A 15,858-nucleotide genomic window follows, 5' to 3' on the forward strand; every position below is an offset into this window, starting at 1 on the left:
GTGATACTATGAAAAAAGCGCAAGGACTAAAATGTCTGGCATTATTTTTATTTACCACTATTTTTTTATATGGGGTAGGGGAAACATATGAGGTGTCTTGGCTACAATTTCACTTTACGGGACAATATCAGGACGCAGGCTTTTATTTCAGTTTTACATCCCTTATTCCAATATTGATTGGACTATTAATGGTGGGTCTATATGAATCAATGTTAAAAAGATTCATTTAAATAATTAGGAGCAGGATCCGAGTGGAGGAGCCTGCTTTTTTTATGGTAGAAATATAATAAAGAGGATACTAATAGGAGGTTTCATCAATGGCTACATTTCTACATAGCTTTGCTCAACAACTCATTTTCCCCTTGTTTATGATTTTATGCTTTTATTTCACACTAACTTATTTTCATCTTCTAAAGACAGGCGATGACCGTGATATTAAGAAATCAAAATGGGCAGCGGTGGTGTGTTTAGCGTTCGCTTTGGTTGCACCAGCGCTTTATAATGTGATTACGTTCATGATCATGATGAGGTAAAGTGATAATTTTGGCCCAATACGTACATAATGTAAGGTAACAGGTTTAGTCATGCTAAAATGAGGGAATATACATTCATCCTCGGATATTGTAGGTGATACATATGTTTGACAATTTACTATTTCAGTTACCTTTTATTATTTTTATCGGTTTATTTTCACAGTGGTTAGCATGGCGTTTTCGCATGCCTGCCATTGTCATTATGAGTATCGCTGGGCTAATTATTGGTCCGTTTACAGGGTTAGTGTCTCCAAAAGAGACATTTGGCCCTATTTTTCATACCGTTATTTCTCTGGCAGTTGCCGTTATTTTATTTGAAGGAAGTTTAAGCCTTGATTTTCGTGAAATACGTGGCTTTAAGAAGTCTATATTGCGTATTTCCACAGTAGGGGCAGCCATCGCTTGGATTGCAGGCTTTACTGCCGCGCATTTTGTTGCAGGGCTATCATGGCCAGTCTCTTTTGTCATTGGTGGACTATTTATTGTGACAGGTCCAACCGTTATTTTGCCTTTATTGAGACAGGCAAAATTGAAGGAGCGACCAGCAGCTATCTTAAAATGGGAAGGCATCGTTGTCGATCCATTTGGCGCATTGTTAGCGCTATTTGCGTATCAGATTGTTTTAGGCATATATCATTTAGAGGGTGGGACATCCCTTACCGTTTTCTTTGTTTCCGCCTTTTTAGCCGCCCTGTTAGGAGGGGTCGTCGGTTATGTAATGGGGCAATGCTTGGAGCGTGGTTTAATTCCAGAGTTTTTGAAATCACCTCTGTTACTTGCTACTATTTTACTTGTTTTTGCCCTAAGCGATGCCATCATGCATGAGACGGGCTTATTGGCTGTGACAGTGATGGGGCTTGTGATGGCAAATATGCATTTAACAAGTCATCATGAGCTGTTGCATTTTAAAGAAAATATTTCGGTTATTTTAATTTCAAGTGTCTTTATTATGCTGACGTCGTCTTTAACCATCGATACGTTATGGCAAATCGTTGATTGGCGTATGCTATTCGTGCTAGCAATGATGTTTATTGTTCGACCGTTATCGATTTGGATTGCGACCATTAATACGGGCTTAACATTGGAAGAACGGGCCTTAATTGGGTGGATTGCACCGAGAGGGATTGTAGCATTAACCGTTTCAGGTTACTTTACAACGGCACTACAAGACGTAGGTTTTCAAAGTGCACAATTATTAACAGCGCTCACATTAGCACTTGTTTTTGCGACAGTGGTTGCCCATGGCTTTAGCATTGGCTGGCTTGCGAAAAAATTAGATCTACAAGCTTCCACTGGGAAAGGTATTGTGATTGTAGGCGCTTCTCCATTTACAACACAGCTCGCAACGTCCCTGCAAAATAACGGAATTGATGTGTTGATGATGGATCGTGCATGGGAAGATTTATCTGCTGCTCGACAAAATGGTATTAAGACGGAAACAGGTGATATTTTAAGCGAGCATACTGAGTTTTATGTTGATTTAACCCCATATGATCAACTAATTGTAGCAACAAAGCAGGACGCCTATAATGTCCTTGTTTGTGCAGACTTTGTGCCAGAATTAGGGCGTCTCAATATTTTTCAAACGGCTTTACATTCTACAGACCCTAAAAATTACTCACGGAAGTACGGGGGACAGCTTCTTGTCGATGCACAGCATGATATTCATCAGCTCAATGAACTGATAGAGCAAGGTGCACAACTTCGCCAAACGAAAATTACAGAAGTATTTACATGGAAGGATTATGTAGAACAAAATCCTCATGCCGTCTGGGTGTATGCTATAACACAGGATGGAGCTATCGTGTTGGATATGGTCAATAAATATGACGATATAAAACATGAACCACATACTATTATTAGTTTAATTCGCTAAAACCAGCCACCTGTTTGTGCAGGGCGGCTGGTTTTTTGATGCAAGAGAAAGGAGACTAGTTGACTGAAAATGGCCATGCTTGGAATTAGTGTCCTGCCTGTTTCATAGAAAGCAAGAACAGCTAGCTTAAAGAGAGCAACTCCATATTCCGATGATAAATAATGGTAATCCCACCCCAAGAGAGCATTTAATTAGGAAATTTTTCTAACCCATTTCTACTAAAAATCGCAGTGTTAAATGGCTAGCCATACTTACATTACGCAATTTGCTGTAAATGTGTCTTCTTAAAAGCATCCTCATATTTTAAACCATAGCCAAGTGCGCGATCTAAGAAAATATGCGCGAGCCAAATCAGGGCAGCCATCAGAGGTATTGATGTAGTCGTTAGTAAACCAATCGCCATTATCATGGCAGGTAGCACAAAGCTATGCCCCATATTATAGAAAAGAGCGCCTACTTTTGTATTGATGAGATAGCCAACCATTGTGATGTCTGGGAGCAATAAAAATACAATAAAATATAGCCATGAAAAATTTAGATGACCATAGAAAAAAACAGTGATGACGAAAGCAAGGATATATTCGATTGAGATGATTTTACGTAGTGACATTTAACCACGACCTTCCAGTAAATTTTGATACATATCCTCAATGAGTGAGGCAATTTTTTCTTGATTTTCTTCATACTGTCCGTCAGCCATTAACGTTTTAGTCAGTTGTAACGAATGAAGCGCATGCTGATAGAATCGAAGTTGCTGCTCAATCTGGGCAATCTTTGTGGAAAATAGCTGTACCGTTTCTTCATTACATGCTGTTGAAATAGGCTTTTGTTCGAGTGTCAGTAAATGTTTAATTTCTTGGAGCGTAAAGCCTAGCTGACGTAAAACGATAATAAATTTCATTGTATGTTCACACATGGCATCATACACACGGTAGCCATTGTCTTGTTTTTGCGGCTGTAAGAGTCCCTCTTTTTCATAGTAGCGAACGGTATCGGTTGTTAATTGAAATTTCTCGGCGAATTGTTTAATTTTCATGTAAGTACCTCCTAAATTCATCCTAACCTTGGAGCATGCTCCAAGGTCAAGGTGCTTGAGAAAAAAAGTAAAAAAATGAAACGGTCATTCAGTGGCAGTCGTTTATAGTGTAAGAAGGGGAGGTGGACGGCATACTTGAGGAAATGATCGAAGAACATGCAGCGCATTTATTACGTCTCGCCTATTTGTATGTGAAGAACCGACAAACCGCAGAGGATATTGTGCAAGAGGTCTTTATTAAATTTTCTCAGCGTGGCTATGAAGAACGCGGGCAGTTGCGTGCGTATTTATCCACGCTAACGATTAATCAAAGCAAGGATTATTTAAAAAGCTGGCATTATAAGAAATTACTATTACAAGAAAAAATATTTCCTGTTCAGGGGAATAGACAGCGAGATGAGCTGGTGGCAGCAGAGGAACGGTCTCAAATTGGGGCAGCTATTTTAAAGCTTTCACTTACCTATCGGGAGCCCATTATCCTTTATTATTTTGAAGAAATGAAGATTCGTGATATTGCCCAGCTACTTGGCATTGCAGAGAATACGGTGAAAACAAGACTGAAGCGGGCAAGAGAAGCATTAAAGCCTCATCTGAAGCAGGAGGAATGGGAGGTGCTTAGACATGAATGAGATACAGAAGGAATTACTCAAAGTCGCTGGTGATATGACAGCAAGCAAAGAACGCGTCAAAAAACATGTACTACAACAGTCTATCAATAGAAGGAAGCCTTTTCGTTTCACCCTATTAACCGTCGTGCTGACACTTTGTGTGGTGGGGTTTATGATGGTGCAGCTTCTTACGAACGAAACAGAGCAAACATCCTCACTATTTCATGAAAGACAGCTTGAGCATTTCGAACGTCTTAATCAGCTAATGTGGCCAGGGAAAGAGCAGGAATTTTATAAAGAGGAAGCCTATCTATCGTATGAGAAGCTCGTTGCCGCCTACTATTTTGCGAAATCAGTAGGGATTGATTATTCTAAGGCAGAGCTAGATGCGGAGAGAAAGAAGCAAGTAGAACAGTTGGAAATGCTTTATCAAGCATCTGAATACGAAGCACTATTTCAGGGATTAGCACCGAAACAGTATGTTGAAACATATCTCGAGCCCCTTCTGCCGATGTATACAACGCGAACAAAGCTATATGCTCTCTATAAAGAAAAATATCCAACTTTTTATGCTTACCAAGAAGTAGCCAATATTGAGGCGAAACGATATTTCCAAGCGCATTATACTGAGCAGGCAACAGCCTTTCAAAAGGAGCATAACATTGTAATACGTACCAGTTCACATGGCTCTTCAATGGTCGGAACAGTTGCAAAGGTTGAATCAAATGTTTTCTTATTTATTGAAGGGGTGATTCCTGAGGACCTTGATCATATGGCAGAGGAACAGCTTGCTGCAAAATATGAACAAGCCAATTGGTATCCTGTGCTGGATGATTTTCCTGTCGAGCAGGGGGATTATATTACTTTAACTTCTATGGGAACAGGGAGCATTGAGGAAAATGGAATCGTAAGAAAATATGGTTTATTATCGAAACTGGAAAAACTAGAGCCAACCATTACAAAAATGCTTGAGCTAGAAAATGACAAAGAGGTTGCTCAGTTTTTACAGGATATCCCTTGGCAGCCTGCAGCATATATGAAAAGACCACCCGAATATTCATTTGAAGTAGAAGGCGTCCGTATTGAAATGTGGAAGGGCTATGGCGGTTCAATTTATCTCCAAAAGGCTGGTAGCGGAGAAATTCACCTTAGTGCCAACAGAGCGAAGGAATTAATAGCCATCCTAGGCATAGAAGAATCTTAACAAGTCTCTTGAAAGAGGCTTGTTTTTTGTTTAGGGGAAAATTATAGTGAAAGTACCATGTTAAAATAACCTTTAATTGAATGTAGGAAAAAATACACACTGATTTTCGTTATTAGGCTGAATTACTTAATGTCGAAAAAATAAATGAGTCCAAAGAATTGTAATATTTTAAGGTCAAAGGTAGTATTAAAGAAGTAAGGATGAAGAAAAGGAGGGGCGGTATGAACGCACAAGAATTTGAAGAACTATGGATTACGCTTAATGAGTTATATAATGCGGATCGTTTTTTAGAATATATAGAAATAAGTAGTGCCGCAATTGAAAGTGCCATTAAGCTTGAAATGTATGATAAGGCGATCCTTCTATTACGTTATAGCTGTGCCAGTTATTTTCAAACGGGTGATTTACAGCTTTCTATAAGTGTCCTTGAACAATATCGTGAGTTAACATTTCAACATGGCAACGATATTGATTTAATTCAATATTACAATTTAGCAGCCATTTATTGGGGAACATTTGGTCATTTAAAGAAATCAGAAGAGTTGATGTTGAAAGGCTTAAAAATTGCTGAAGCAATCCAGCACGTGGAGAGCATGGGGAAAATCTATAACAACCTGAGCGACTTAGAAATATCCATGGGAAGCTATCGGACAGCTAAGGAATTTGCCTTAAAGAGTTTATATTATGCGAATGCGTTTGAAATGAAGCATAAAGAGCCTTATACAGGGATTATCCATCCGAAGACAAACCTAGCTGTTGCACTTATTTGGCTTGAAGAATTTGAAGAAGCCAATACGATATTACAAGAATTAATGGCAACCATTCATCATCCACCCTATTCGAAAGTACAACTTGAGGTCCTCAATGCCTATGCCTTCCTTTGTGAAAGACAGGGACGTATAAGTGAGGCCATTGATTTATATCAAAAGACAAAGCATTATGCTTTACAAAACAATGACCTTTCTCTACTTCAACTAATTTATAATTCTTTAGTGAAGCTAATTGAGGAGCAAGGCAATAAAATTGTATTATGTGCGATACAAAAGGAATATATTAATATTTTGTTAGAAATCCAGCGTGAAAACTATTCACATGTATTGTTTGAAATGGAATATAACGATCATAAGAAGCAGTTTGAAAAAAATGCCTATATTGATCCTCTGACGAATATTTACAATCGTCGCTATTTTGATGAACAGGCCAAAAAGATGGTCGAGAAGGCGGCTGAAAAACATCAGCAATTGGCCTTGATGATGGTGGATTTAGACCATTTTAAAGAAATCAATGACATGAATGGTCATTTATTTGGCGATGATGCTTTGACGAATACAGCCAAAACCTTACAGGACTATTTTCAGCCCTTTGAGTCCATTGTTGCCCGTTTTGGGGGGGATGAATTCATTGTGTTGAGTCAAGTAAAGGAAGGTGAATCAGTGCAAACATTGGCTGACAACCTGTATCAAACCTTAACGGCACTATCACTGACAGTGAATAATCAAACGGTTCAGTTGGAATTTAGTATTGGTGTCAGTACGAATGATCATGGCAAAATTCAGAAAGTAGAGGAGCTTATCCAGCATGCGGATGAAGCGCTCTATAAGTCAAAGCGTAATGGCCGCAACCAAATTACGCACTATAATCATTATTGCGATGTGGGAAATGGTATTTAAAAGAGAGAGAGGCATATCTACGCGGAAAGTGCCTCTTTCGTAAACGTGTTGCTAGTGTGATGGATTAAGCAAGCCATACAACACAATATCTTCAAAAGTCCCGTTTTTATAAATATGATCCTTTAAGGTTCCCTCATAATGCATGCCACATTTCTCCATAATTTTCCCAGAGGCGGGATTAGATTGGAAATACCGGGCATAGATACGATGATACTGTTTCTCCTGAAAGGCGAATTCAATCATCGCTTGAGCAGCTTCTGTACCGTAGCCATTACTCCAATAAGGCTCTCCAATCCAATAAGCGATTTCTCCTCTTTGATGTTGGGATTGATTTGACAGTCCTATCGCTCCATATAATTGTCCACTTTGTTTGTCTGTTATCGCGAATTCGTAACTTCGATTTTCCTCAAAGTTTTGTTGATGCGTGGAAATCCATGATAATGCACATTCTAATGTATAAGGATAAGGTAAACTCAATGTGCTTTTATAGATCGCATAATTGTTACATAAAACACTTACTTCTTGTGCATCTGCTTCTGTAAAAAGTCGAAGTATTAAACGAGGTGTTTCTATCGTCTTTTCGGCTGGCGAATAAATCATCGAATACCCCCTTTTTAATGGTAGGATTGATTATAGCACAATAAAAAGTAAAGTAAACCAAATAATGGGTGTTATAGTGCATCTTGAATTGGAATAAAAATTTATTGAAAAACGATAAATTATGTGATAAATTAAACAGGAGAATAAATAAAAGAGGTGCGTAAGATGAAACGAGAAACGCTCTTTTTAAAGATAGCTGTTTTTCTAATAGGTATACCCGTTCTTGCCTTATGTGTATGGGTGGTGCCTCGTGTTGCATTGGATACAGTGGAGCATTCTCCCATTCTAACCATTGTTGCTTTAATTGGCGTCTATGCAACGGCTATTGCATATTTTGTTGCGCTATTTACGACGATCAAACTATTGAGCTATATTGACCGAAACATTGCATTTTCAGAGCTGTCAGTGAAGGCTTTAATTAAGATCAAATATTGTGCAATTATAATTAGTAGTGTTTACGTGGTTGGCATGCCACTGATATACTATGCTGCAGAAGTAGACGATGCCCCTGGACTAATACTTATCGGAATGGTCATTATTTTTGCTTCCTTTGTCGTGGCAGTCTTTGCTGCAGTGCTGCAAAAGCTTCTTAAAAATGCCATCGATATCAAATCAGAAAATGATCTAACGGTTTGAGGTGAATACTATGGCAATGATCATTAATATTGATGTAATGCTGGCAAAACGAAAAATGAGTGTAACAGAGCTTTCAGAAAAAGTTGGCATCACGATGGCAAACCTTTCGATATTAAAAAACGGCAAGGCCAAAGCCATCCGCTTTTCAACATTAGAGGCTATTTGTGAGGCATTGGATTGCCAGCCTGGCGATATTTTGGAATATCGAAAGAACGAGGAACTACAAAAATAAGGATCTGTGTAAAGCAGATTCTTTTTTTGTAGAAATTATTGCCAACAGAAGTCGTCCTATGCTAGGATAAAGAAAAGATATATCGACAGGCAGTCGGTCAATTATAAGGAGTTGTCTTATGAGAGAAATAAAAAAAGCGGAAGAACGCAGAAATGAAATATTAGATGCAGCGGATGAATTATTTACACAGAAGGGGTTTGATGGTACGAGTACGAGTAATATTTTGGAAAAAGTAGGCATTGCTCGAGGCACACTCTATTATCATTTTAAATCGAAGGAAGATATTATGGATGCACTCATTGAGCGTTATACAAGCACAATGCTAGCAAAGGCGAAAACCGTTGCAGCAGACAAGACTATAGCTGTAAATGAGCGGATATTGCGCGTTGTCATGGCATTGAATATGCAAAATGAACAGGGCGGACAGGAGATGTTAGAGCATGTTCATAGGCCGCAAAATGCTTTGATGCACCGCAAAATACAGCAAGTGATCATTAATCAGGTACCACCAATCCTTACCGCCATTATTCGTGAGGGCATTGAGCAGGGTGTTTACCAAACGCCTTATCCCTATGAGTGTATGGAAATGATTATCGCTTATACCAATACGGTATTCGATGATGATTTCGTCTTAATGACAGATGAGGAACGTGCTGCCCGTATTCCAGCATTGATTTTTAATATTGAACGAATGCTAGGGGTGGAAAATGGTAGCCTATTGTATATGATGCAAATGTTTGGAAATAAAGGAGAAGGCAGTACAAACTAAGTTTTTTAGGTCTTGTTAGATTTTATGGCGGTTAACAACTTACAAAGAGGTGACCTATGTATTGGAAAATTGTGCGAAATGATATGGCAAATAGCAAGCTAATTACAGGTATGACCACCTTATTTGTGGCGGTAGCGGCTTTACTTGTCACACTTTCGGCAGTACTTATTGTCCATTTGACAAGTGCAATTGACACATTGATGAAACAAGCAGAAACGTCTCATTTTCTTCAGATGCATGCAGGGGAAATTGATCAAGTGCGGCTTACTGAATTTGCAGAGCAAAATAAATATGTAGATGAATTTCAAATGAATGAATTTCTAAATGTGGAGGGCTCGAAGATCAATATTGCGGGTACCACTTTGGCACACAGTGTGCAGGACAATGGTTTCAGCACACAAAGTGAGAATTTTGATTATTTACTTGACCTTGATGGTCATGTGATTGAAGTGTCCAATGGTGATATTTATGTTCCTGTAAGCTATTGGAAAGATGGCATTGCCGACTTGGGTGATACCGTAATCGTTCATGATCAAATCTTTACAATAGCTGGATTTCTAAGGGATTCACAGATGAACTCTATGCTGGCTTCCTCCAAACGCTTTCTTGTCAGTGAACAAGATTTTGCAGCAATCCAGGAAGCAGGCACGATTGAATATTTAATTGAGTTTCGTTTGAAAGATTTGAAGGATTTAAAGAATTTTGAAGAAGCCTATATAAGTGCGGGTTTGGAAGCAAACGGACCGACCATTACCTACCAACTTTTTCAAATGCTGAATGCCATATCAGATGGGCTTATGATTGCTGTGATCTTACTCATTAGTCTCCTTGTAGTCGCTATTGCTTTTATGTGTATTCGATTTACATTGCTCACTAAAATTGAAGAGGATTATCGAGAAATCGGTGTGATGAAAGCAATCGGCCTACGGGTGGCAGATATTCAGAAAATGTATTTAGCCAAATATGGCGTTATAGCTGTGATTGGTTGTATGCTCGGTTTTGCCTGTTCCTTCTTCCTTCGAGATATTCTATTAGAAAATATCCGTCTGTTCATGGGAGAAACGGACAATGTTTCACTCATTTGGTTGTTCACGGCTCTGGGGTTGTTGCTCGTGTTTATCGTGATTATGGGCTATGTACAATCGGTACTGAAACAGTTTCGCAAGCTATCAGCCACGCAGGCTCTGCGCTTTGGCACAATGCAAGGAAAAGGGCAACATGCAAAATTATTGAACCTCAGCGCCAATAAAAGGCTACCGATTAATCTTTTCCTTGGCATAAAGGATGTGCTATCAAGAAAAACACTTTATGCGACAATGCTCGCAGTATTAGTATTGGCAACATTTATTATCATCGTCCCTCAAAACTTACACAACACAATTGCAGCTAAAAGCTTTATTACGTATATGGGTATTGGGAACAGTGACATCCGAATTGATATCCCACAAGGCAAGCAAAATGAACAACAGGTTTCAGCGGTGATGGATAGGCTTGAGCATGACACAGCCATTAAGAATTACACTGTTTTGACAACAAAAAAATTCACAACGATTGCCGAGGACGGAACAGCGCAAAACCTAAAAATAGAGCTGGGTGACCATACGATTTTTCCCTTAGAATATGCACACGGAGAGGCTCCGGTTGCTCCTAATGAAGTGGCACTTTCGGTGCTCAATGCAGAGGAGCTTCAAAAAAAGGTTGGCGATAGTTTAGCAGTGGTCATTAATGGACAGAAGAAAAATTTGAGGATCAGCGGTATTTATTCAGATATTACCAATGGAGGCAAGACTGCGAAGGCAGCTTTCTCTGACTATTCTACGGATAGCATGTGGAGTGTCGTCTATAGTACGATGGCAGATCCATCTCTTGTTGCAGATAAAAGGGCGGAATATGCAAAAACCTTCTCATTTGCCAAAGTGTCAGGTATTGATGATTATATTTATCAAACTTTTGGTACGACGATTCATGCCATCGAAAAGGCAGCTCGTGCAGCACTCGTCATTGCCTTATTGCTATGTGTGCTCGTGACATTATTATTTATGAATATGCTGATTGCGAAGGATCAAGCGCCCATCGCTATCATGAAGGCATTGGGATTCACGAATGTCGATATAGCTATACAATATGCTGCACGTTCGATTTTTGTATTACTGCTTGCTATCTCGATGGGGACGTTGCTCGCAAACACGTTAGGTGAATATTTAACTAGTACGGTCATTGCCTCATTCGGGGCGGCTTCCTTTGATTTTATGATTAATCCACTAGCAGCGTATGTTTTTTGCCCACTAGCGCTTACAAGCGTTGTTCTGCTAGCTACGCTATTTGGTACGTCAAGGGCAGGGCAGGTAAAAATTATTGAGCATATAAAGGAGTAGAACCTATGAATATCGTAAGTGGTGAGCAAATAGCAAAGACGTTTCAGGTAGGTAAAGAACAGCATCCCGTTTTACTGGATGTATCAGTTGCCATCAATCAAGGGGAGTTTATTTCCATCATGGGCCCATCAGGCTGTGGTAAATCGACACTGTTGTATGCCCTTAGCGGAATGGACAGTATTGATCAAGGTCAGGTCATCTTTGATGGAATGGACTTAACGACATTAAGTGACAAAGAACTGGCTGATTTGCGTAGAACGAAAATGGGCTTTGTCTTTCAGCAGCCGACCTTTCTAAAAAGCTTAAATATCCTCGATAATATCCTGTTACCTGCGATGCGTGATGAGCGAAAAAATGTCAGGGCCTTGACAGAAAGGGCACTACAGATCATGAACAAAATGGGGATTGCAGACTTGGCAAAGCGAGATATTACACAAGTGTCTGGTGGGCAGCTTCAACGGGCAGGCATCTGCCGGGCCTTGATTAGCAACCCGCAAATGATCTTTGGAGATGAACCCACAGGCGCATTGAATTCAACGTCTGCTCAGGAAATCATGGATTTATTAGCCTCCATCAATCGTGAAGGCACAACGGTGATGCTTGTGACCCATGACCCAAAAATTGCCGCAAGAACAGAGCGTATCCTTTTTATGTCTGATGGTGCTATCGTGAATGAATTGAGATTGCCTCGATACACAGGCGCCGATTTAGACGATCGAATGGTCAAAGTTGTCTCTACTATGCAAAAAATAGGTATTTAGCTTGAAGAAATCCGTAATGATTTAAAAATTACGGATTTTTTTTGATAAAATGAATCGCATTCGTTACGGCGACCGTCAGTAGTGTAGAAAGTAGGTGAGGGCAATGATGGCTATTGAACAGATAATCGAGGAGCACGGTGATTACTTATTAAAGGTCGCCTATCTATATGTAAAAAATAAGGCAACGGCGGAGGACATCGTGCAGGATGTGTTCATCGCCTTTTATCAAAAGCAGGGACAGTTTCGTCAGGAAGCATCCTTACGTACATATTTAGTGAAAATGACGGTTAATCGAAGTCACGATTATTTACGAAGTTGGAAAAGTAAACGACTGACATTGTTTGAAAAGATCACGGGGCGCACAACAGCTATGACACCTGAAAAGGAGATGCTAGAGAAAACTGTAAAAAAAGAGCTGGTGGAGGCACTGTTTACATTATCAGTTGCCTATCGAGAGGTCTTGATTTTGTATTATTTTGAGGAGATGTCGACAGTGGAAATTGCACAGCTTGTACACTGTCCGGAAGCAACGATTCGCACAAGATTACAGCGAGCTCGTAAACAATTAGCAACAGTAATGGGTGACTTTGATTGGGAGGTGCTACGCCATGAATCAATTTAAAGAGGAACTATTAAAGGAGCTACAAGATGTCAAGCTCTCACAGCAGCGCAAACAAATAATCGCGGAAAAAGCACGACGAAAAGTTCAACGTAAAGCAGATGGTCAATGGACGTATCGCATCGTGTTCGCAACCTTTACTATTTTTGTTATCGGTTTTAGCTATATCTTGACACAACAGAAGGGGCAACAGGGTTCAGGCCATCAGGCGGCTAGCCTGCAGTCAGATACTTGGCATTGGTGGTCACTTTTTAATTCGGATTATGTAAGAGGCTTTATCTTACTGAGCATCTTTATAGGGGCTACATTTATTGTCAAACGCTATCTATTGAAAAAGGGGTATGGTTTACCTGTTTGTATTGAATGTGGGGAGAGTTGGTCTGAGAAGGATGCACGTAAATTATATCGCAAAAATAGTGAAATTGTGTGCCCTCATTGTGGACAAAAACAATACCGCACAAAAAAATCCATGCAAATAAGTGGTGTAATGACGATGCCAGTGCCGCTACTGATTATGTTGCAGCATGTTTTCCATCATTTTGTTATCGGTCTCATTTTCTTTTTAGTGGGCATGTTCTTTTACCATTATCAAATTGCGCCATATGTGTTTAAGCTACAAGAGAAAGACCCGATGAATGAACCTTTATGGTAATGATTTTGGCAAGAAATTGCTAGGCTAATCTAGCAATTTCTTTTTTTATTCTAAAATAGATTGACAATGGTTTTCATTTGCTTTATCTTTGTGTTAACTTATTTTTATCATTAGTTAACGCACAAGGGGAGGCTTTTTACATTGAAAAAAGGAAGTACATATCAATATGTGTTAGCAGCATTTGGGGCAGCAATAATCGCAGTTTTAGCACAGGTAACAATTCCACTACCACTTATCCCGATTACAGGTCAAACGTTAGCGGTTGGCATCATCGTGACGATTTTAGGGACAAGATTAGGCACGTTATCTGTTCTATTATATATTTTACTAGGTGCAGTAGGTTTACCTGTATTTAGCGGTATGTCAGGTGGACTTGGGATTTTAGTTGGTCCAACAGGTGGATATATTGTTGGCTTCCTTGCCACAGCCATTATTATGGGCTTATACTTAGATAAATTTGGTATTACATTTACTCAAGCTATTATTGCGAATATCATTGGGATGTTCGTTACGTTAGTGTTTGGAACAGTGTGGTTAAAAATTGTAGCAGATTATACATGGACAGCTGCCTTTATGGGTGGTGTTGCACCATTTATCGTGGTTGGTATCGTCAAAGCGGTACTTGCAGCATGGATTGGTGTGATTGTTCGACGTCGCTTAGAAAGAGCGCACCTAATTGAAGCAATAGCATAGGACATGGGAGGAATTGTTTTGGCAACATTATGGACAGGTGGTAAGATTTACACGATGGCTCAGGTTGGTGAAACAGTGGATGCAGTCCTTGTTGAAGATGGAAAAATTGTGGCGACAGGCTCAGCGGAGAGCTTGTCGCCACTAGCTGCTTCTATCCAACATTTAGAGGGCAATATCATGTATCCAGGCTTTGTCGACAGTCATTTACATATTATTGGCTACGGAGAAAAGCTCAAGCATCTTGATGTATCGGCGGTTACAAGTAAAGAGGCGTTACTTGTGAAGCTTCAGGAGCGAATGGCTGAGGCGTCAGCACATGAATGGGTCATTGCGATTGGACTAAATGAAAACCAATTTGAGGAGCCCATTTTCCCGACCTTAGCGGAGCTAGATGCCCTTGGAGATGCTCATTTAATCATTAAACGGAGCTGTCATCATTTGATCCTAGCCAATTCCAAGGCACTCGCTTTTGCAGGAATTACAAACAGGACTCCTTCGCCAGAGGGGGGTGTCATTGACAAAGTAGATGGTCAGCTCACAGGGATCCTAAAGGATGCCGCATTGTATTTAATTGTTAACCAGATGCCACATATTACACCTGCGTATATTGAGGATGCACTGACAAAGGCGGTGACCTCATTGCAATCCTATGGCTTAGTAGGGGGACATTCAGAGGATTTAAGCTATTATGGACCGCCAAGCCAGCCGATTCAGGCTTATCGCAAAATAGTAGAGGCACAGCAATCCTTTAAGGTGCATTTATTACAGCATCATACAGTCTTTGAAGAGGTTGCGAAGATGGATTTAGCTTCCTCACCATTTTTGGCGTTTGGTGCGATGAAAATTTTTATTGATGGAGCCTTTGGAGGTCGTACGGCTGCACTACGTCAGCCTTACTGTGATGATCCAGACAATGCAGGGATGCTTATTCATACAACCGAGCAATTAGCAAGCTATGTTCAGCTGGCACGTCAATATGGACAAACCGTTGCCGTGCATGCCATTGGCGATTTAGCAATAGACACGATTTTAGACGTTTTTGCGGCATATCCTCCTCAGGAAGGTCAGCTTGATCGGGTGATACACTGTAGCTTAGTTGATGAGGAACTTTTAGCTAAGCTAGCTGCATTACCAGTGGCAGTGGATATGCAGCCGCAGTTTGTACAGGGGGAATACCAAGCAGAGCTATCGAGACTTGGAGAGGAGCGCGCACAGGGCTTACATCCTTTAAAGTCGCTTCTTGACAGAGGGCTGATTGTCGCAGGCGGCAGTGATGCGCCGATTGAAGTGCCAAACCCGTTGCATGGTATTTATGCGGCTGTCACTAGAAGAAATTTTGGGGAGTCACATGATGGCTATAACCCGCATGAGAAAATTTCTAGATTTGAGGCAGTCCGTTTGTACACAGTAGGGGCTGCTGAAATCATTGGACAGCAATTGATGCGTGGCAAAATTGCAGCAGGCTTTGCAGCAGACTTTACGATTTTACAAGAGGACGTTTTTACGGTAGAGATGGAGCAGCTTCCACACATTCAAGTCGCATGCACGGTTGTGAATGGTCAGATAGTATATGAAAATCGCTGAGAAGGTTATC

General features: G+C 40.2%; 18 protein-coding genes. 15 read left to right on the top strand and 3 right to left on the bottom strand.

Annotation, left to right across the window (positions count from 1 at the left end):
- Positions 1–8: 8 nt before the first annotated feature.
- From MHB39_RS09275 to MHB39_RS09285, 3 genes are all read left to right on the top strand, one after another.
- Complete coding sequence (locus tag MHB39_RS09275; RefSeq protein WP_016994620.1) at positions 9–230, top strand: hypothetical protein; 222 nt, start codon at positions 9–11, stop codon at positions 228–230.
- 87 nt (positions 231–317) lie between these two features.
- Positions 318–533, top strand: coding sequence for a hypothetical protein (locus MHB39_RS09280; RefSeq protein ID WP_342546419.1), 216 nt, complete (start codon positions 318–320; stop codon positions 531–533).
- A 103-nt stretch (positions 534–636) separates the two neighbouring features.
- Positions 637–2,409 (top strand): sodium:proton antiporter, encoded by a 1,773-nt coding sequence (locus tag MHB39_RS09285; protein ID WP_342546421.1) that lies wholly within the window; start codon positions 637–639, stop codon positions 2,407–2,409.
- Between the two features lie 256 nt (positions 2,410–2,665).
- Here the strand turns inward: MHB39_RS09285 and MHB39_RS09290 are convergent, their stop codons facing one another.
- Complete coding sequence (locus MHB39_RS09290) at positions 2,666–3,019, bottom strand: DUF4260 domain-containing protein (RefSeq protein WP_342546424.1); 354 nt, start codon at positions 3,017–3,019, stop codon at positions 2,666–2,668.
- Positions 3,020–3,445, bottom strand: a complete 426-nt coding sequence (locus MHB39_RS09295; protein WP_312124876.1) for a MerR family transcriptional regulator — start codon at positions 3,443–3,445, stop codon at positions 3,020–3,022.
- 122 nt (positions 3,446–3,567) lie between these two features.
- Between MHB39_RS09295 and MHB39_RS09300 the strand changes: the two genes are divergently transcribed.
- From MHB39_RS09300 to MHB39_RS09310, 3 genes are all read left to right on the top strand, one after another.
- On the top strand, positions 3,568–4,074 hold the full coding sequence (locus MHB39_RS09300) for a sigma-70 family RNA polymerase sigma factor (protein WP_258859298.1): 507 nt from the start codon (positions 3,568–3,570) through the stop codon (positions 4,072–4,074).
- Positions 4,067–5,257 carry a hypothetical protein gene (locus MHB39_RS09305; RefSeq protein WP_342546427.1) on the top strand — a complete coding sequence of 397 codons (1,191 nt, stop codon included), beginning with the start codon at positions 4,067–4,069 and terminating at the stop codon, positions 5,255–5,257. Before MHB39_RS09300 ends, MHB39_RS09305 begins: the two co-directional genes overlap by 8 nt.
- A 221-nt stretch (positions 5,258–5,478) precedes the next feature.
- Entirely contained in the window at positions 5,479–6,927 is a 1,449-nt protein-coding gene (locus tag MHB39_RS09310; RefSeq protein ID WP_036081333.1) for a tetratricopeptide repeat-containing diguanylate cyclase, read from the top strand.
- Between the two features lie 51 nt (positions 6,928–6,978).
- Here MHB39_RS09310 and MHB39_RS09315 read toward each other — a convergent pair whose 3' ends face one another.
- A complete protein-coding gene (locus MHB39_RS09315; protein WP_333004478.1) occupies positions 6,979–7,527 on the bottom strand; it encodes a GNAT family N-acetyltransferase in 549 nt (182 codons plus the stop codon).
- 165 nt (positions 7,528–7,692) lie between these two features.
- Here MHB39_RS09315 and MHB39_RS09320 point away from each other — a divergent pair, with 165 nt between their 5' ends.
- The 9 genes from MHB39_RS09320 (at position 7,693) to MHB39_RS09360 (ending at position 15,848) form a co-directional block, all read left to right on the top strand.
- Positions 7,693–8,163 carry a DUF2975 domain-containing protein gene (locus tag MHB39_RS09320; RefSeq protein WP_339280810.1) on the top strand — a complete coding sequence of 157 codons (471 nt, stop codon included), beginning with the start codon at positions 7,693–7,695 and terminating at the stop codon, positions 8,161–8,163.
- Positions 8,164–8,173: 10 nt separating this feature from the next.
- A complete protein-coding gene (locus MHB39_RS09325) occupies positions 8,174–8,395 on the top strand; it encodes a helix-turn-helix transcriptional regulator (RefSeq protein WP_004229042.1) in 222 nt (73 codons plus the stop codon).
- A gap of 118 nt (positions 8,396–8,513) precedes the next feature.
- The gene (locus MHB39_RS09330; RefSeq protein ID WP_342546430.1) at positions 8,514–9,164 is read left to right on the top strand and encodes a TetR/AcrR family transcriptional regulator; all 651 of its coding nucleotides are present in this window, start codon (positions 8,514–8,516) and stop codon (positions 9,162–9,164) included.
- 56 nt (positions 9,165–9,220) lie between these two features.
- Positions 9,221–11,539 (top strand): FtsX-like permease family protein, encoded by a 2,319-nt coding sequence (locus tag MHB39_RS09335; RefSeq protein WP_342546431.1) that lies wholly within the window; start codon positions 9,221–9,223, stop codon positions 11,537–11,539.
- A 5-nt stretch (positions 11,540–11,544) separates the two neighbouring features.
- The gene (locus tag MHB39_RS09340) at positions 11,545–12,300 is read left to right on the top strand and encodes an ABC transporter ATP-binding protein (protein WP_342546432.1); all 756 of its coding nucleotides are present in this window, start codon (positions 11,545–11,547) and stop codon (positions 12,298–12,300) included.
- Positions 12,301–12,403: 103 nt separating this feature from the next.
- Positions 12,404–12,922, top strand: a complete 519-nt coding sequence (locus MHB39_RS09345) for a sigma-70 family RNA polymerase sigma factor (protein WP_342546434.1) — start codon at positions 12,404–12,406, stop codon at positions 12,920–12,922.
- On the top strand, positions 12,909–13,571 hold the full coding sequence (locus MHB39_RS09350; protein ID WP_342546436.1) for a TIGR04104 family putative zinc finger protein: 663 nt from the start codon (positions 12,909–12,911) through the stop codon (positions 13,569–13,571). The genes MHB39_RS09345 and MHB39_RS09350 overlap by 14 nt, the downstream gene beginning before the upstream one ends.
- Before the next feature lie 141 nt (positions 13,572–13,712).
- Positions 13,713–14,264 (top strand): biotin transporter BioY, encoded by a 552-nt coding sequence (locus MHB39_RS09355; RefSeq protein WP_036081316.1) that lies wholly within the window; start codon positions 13,713–13,715, stop codon positions 14,262–14,264.
- An 18-nt stretch (positions 14,265–14,282) separates the two neighbouring features.
- A complete protein-coding gene (locus MHB39_RS09360) occupies positions 14,283–15,848 on the top strand; it encodes an amidohydrolase (protein WP_342546439.1) in 1,566 nt (521 codons plus the stop codon).
- Positions 15,849–15,858 lie beyond the last annotated feature (10 nt).

The organism is Lysinibacillus sp. FSL K6-4013 (assembly GCF_038630435.1).
Classification (GTDB): domain Bacteria; phylum Bacillota; class Bacilli; order Bacillales_A; family Planococcaceae; genus Lysinibacillus; species Lysinibacillus boronitolerans.

Coding starts and splice junctions, on each gene's coding strand:
- MHB39_RS09330 (WP_342546430.1), top strand. CDS start 8,514: ATGAGAGAAATAAAAAAAGCGGAAGAACGCAGAAATGAAATATTAGAT.
- MHB39_RS09350 (WP_342546436.1), top strand. CDS start 12,909: ATGAATCAATTTAAAGAGGAACTATTAAAGGAGCTACAAGATGTCAAG.
- MHB39_RS09320 (WP_339280810.1), top strand. CDS start 7,693: ATGAAACGAGAAACGCTCTTTTTAAAGATAGCTGTTTTTCTAATAGGT.
- MHB39_RS09310 (WP_036081333.1), top strand. CDS start 5,479: ATGAACGCACAAGAATTTGAAGAACTATGGATTACGCTTAATGAGTTA.
- MHB39_RS09345 (WP_342546434.1), top strand. CDS start 12,404: ATGATGGCTATTGAACAGATAATCGAGGAGCACGGTGATTACTTATTA.
- MHB39_RS09295 (WP_312124876.1), bottom strand. CDS start 3,445: ATGAAAATTAAACAATTCGCCGAGAAATTTCAATTAACAACCGATACC.
- MHB39_RS09325 (WP_004229042.1), top strand. CDS start 8,174: ATGGCAATGATCATTAATATTGATGTAATGCTGGCAAAACGAAAAATG.
- MHB39_RS09275 (WP_016994620.1), top strand. CDS start 9: ATGAAAAAAGCGCAAGGACTAAAATGTCTGGCATTATTTTTATTTACC.
- MHB39_RS09335 (WP_342546431.1), top strand. CDS start 9,221: ATGTATTGGAAAATTGTGCGAAATGATATGGCAAATAGCAAGCTAATT.
- MHB39_RS09280 (WP_342546419.1), top strand. CDS start 318: ATGGCTACATTTCTACATAGCTTTGCTCAACAACTCATTTTCCCCTTG.
- MHB39_RS09315 (WP_333004478.1), bottom strand. CDS start 7,527: ATGATTTATTCGCCAGCCGAAAAGACGATAGAAACACCTCGTTTAATA.
- MHB39_RS09340 (WP_342546432.1), top strand. CDS start 11,545: ATGAATATCGTAAGTGGTGAGCAAATAGCAAAGACGTTTCAGGTAGGT.
- MHB39_RS09290 (WP_342546424.1), bottom strand. CDS start 3,019: ATGTCACTACGTAAAATCATCTCAATCGAATATATCCTTGCTTTCGTC.
- MHB39_RS09305 (WP_342546427.1), top strand. CDS start 4,067: ATGAATGAGATACAGAAGGAATTACTCAAAGTCGCTGGTGATATGACA.
- MHB39_RS09285 (WP_342546421.1), top strand. CDS start 637: ATGTTTGACAATTTACTATTTCAGTTACCTTTTATTATTTTTATCGGT.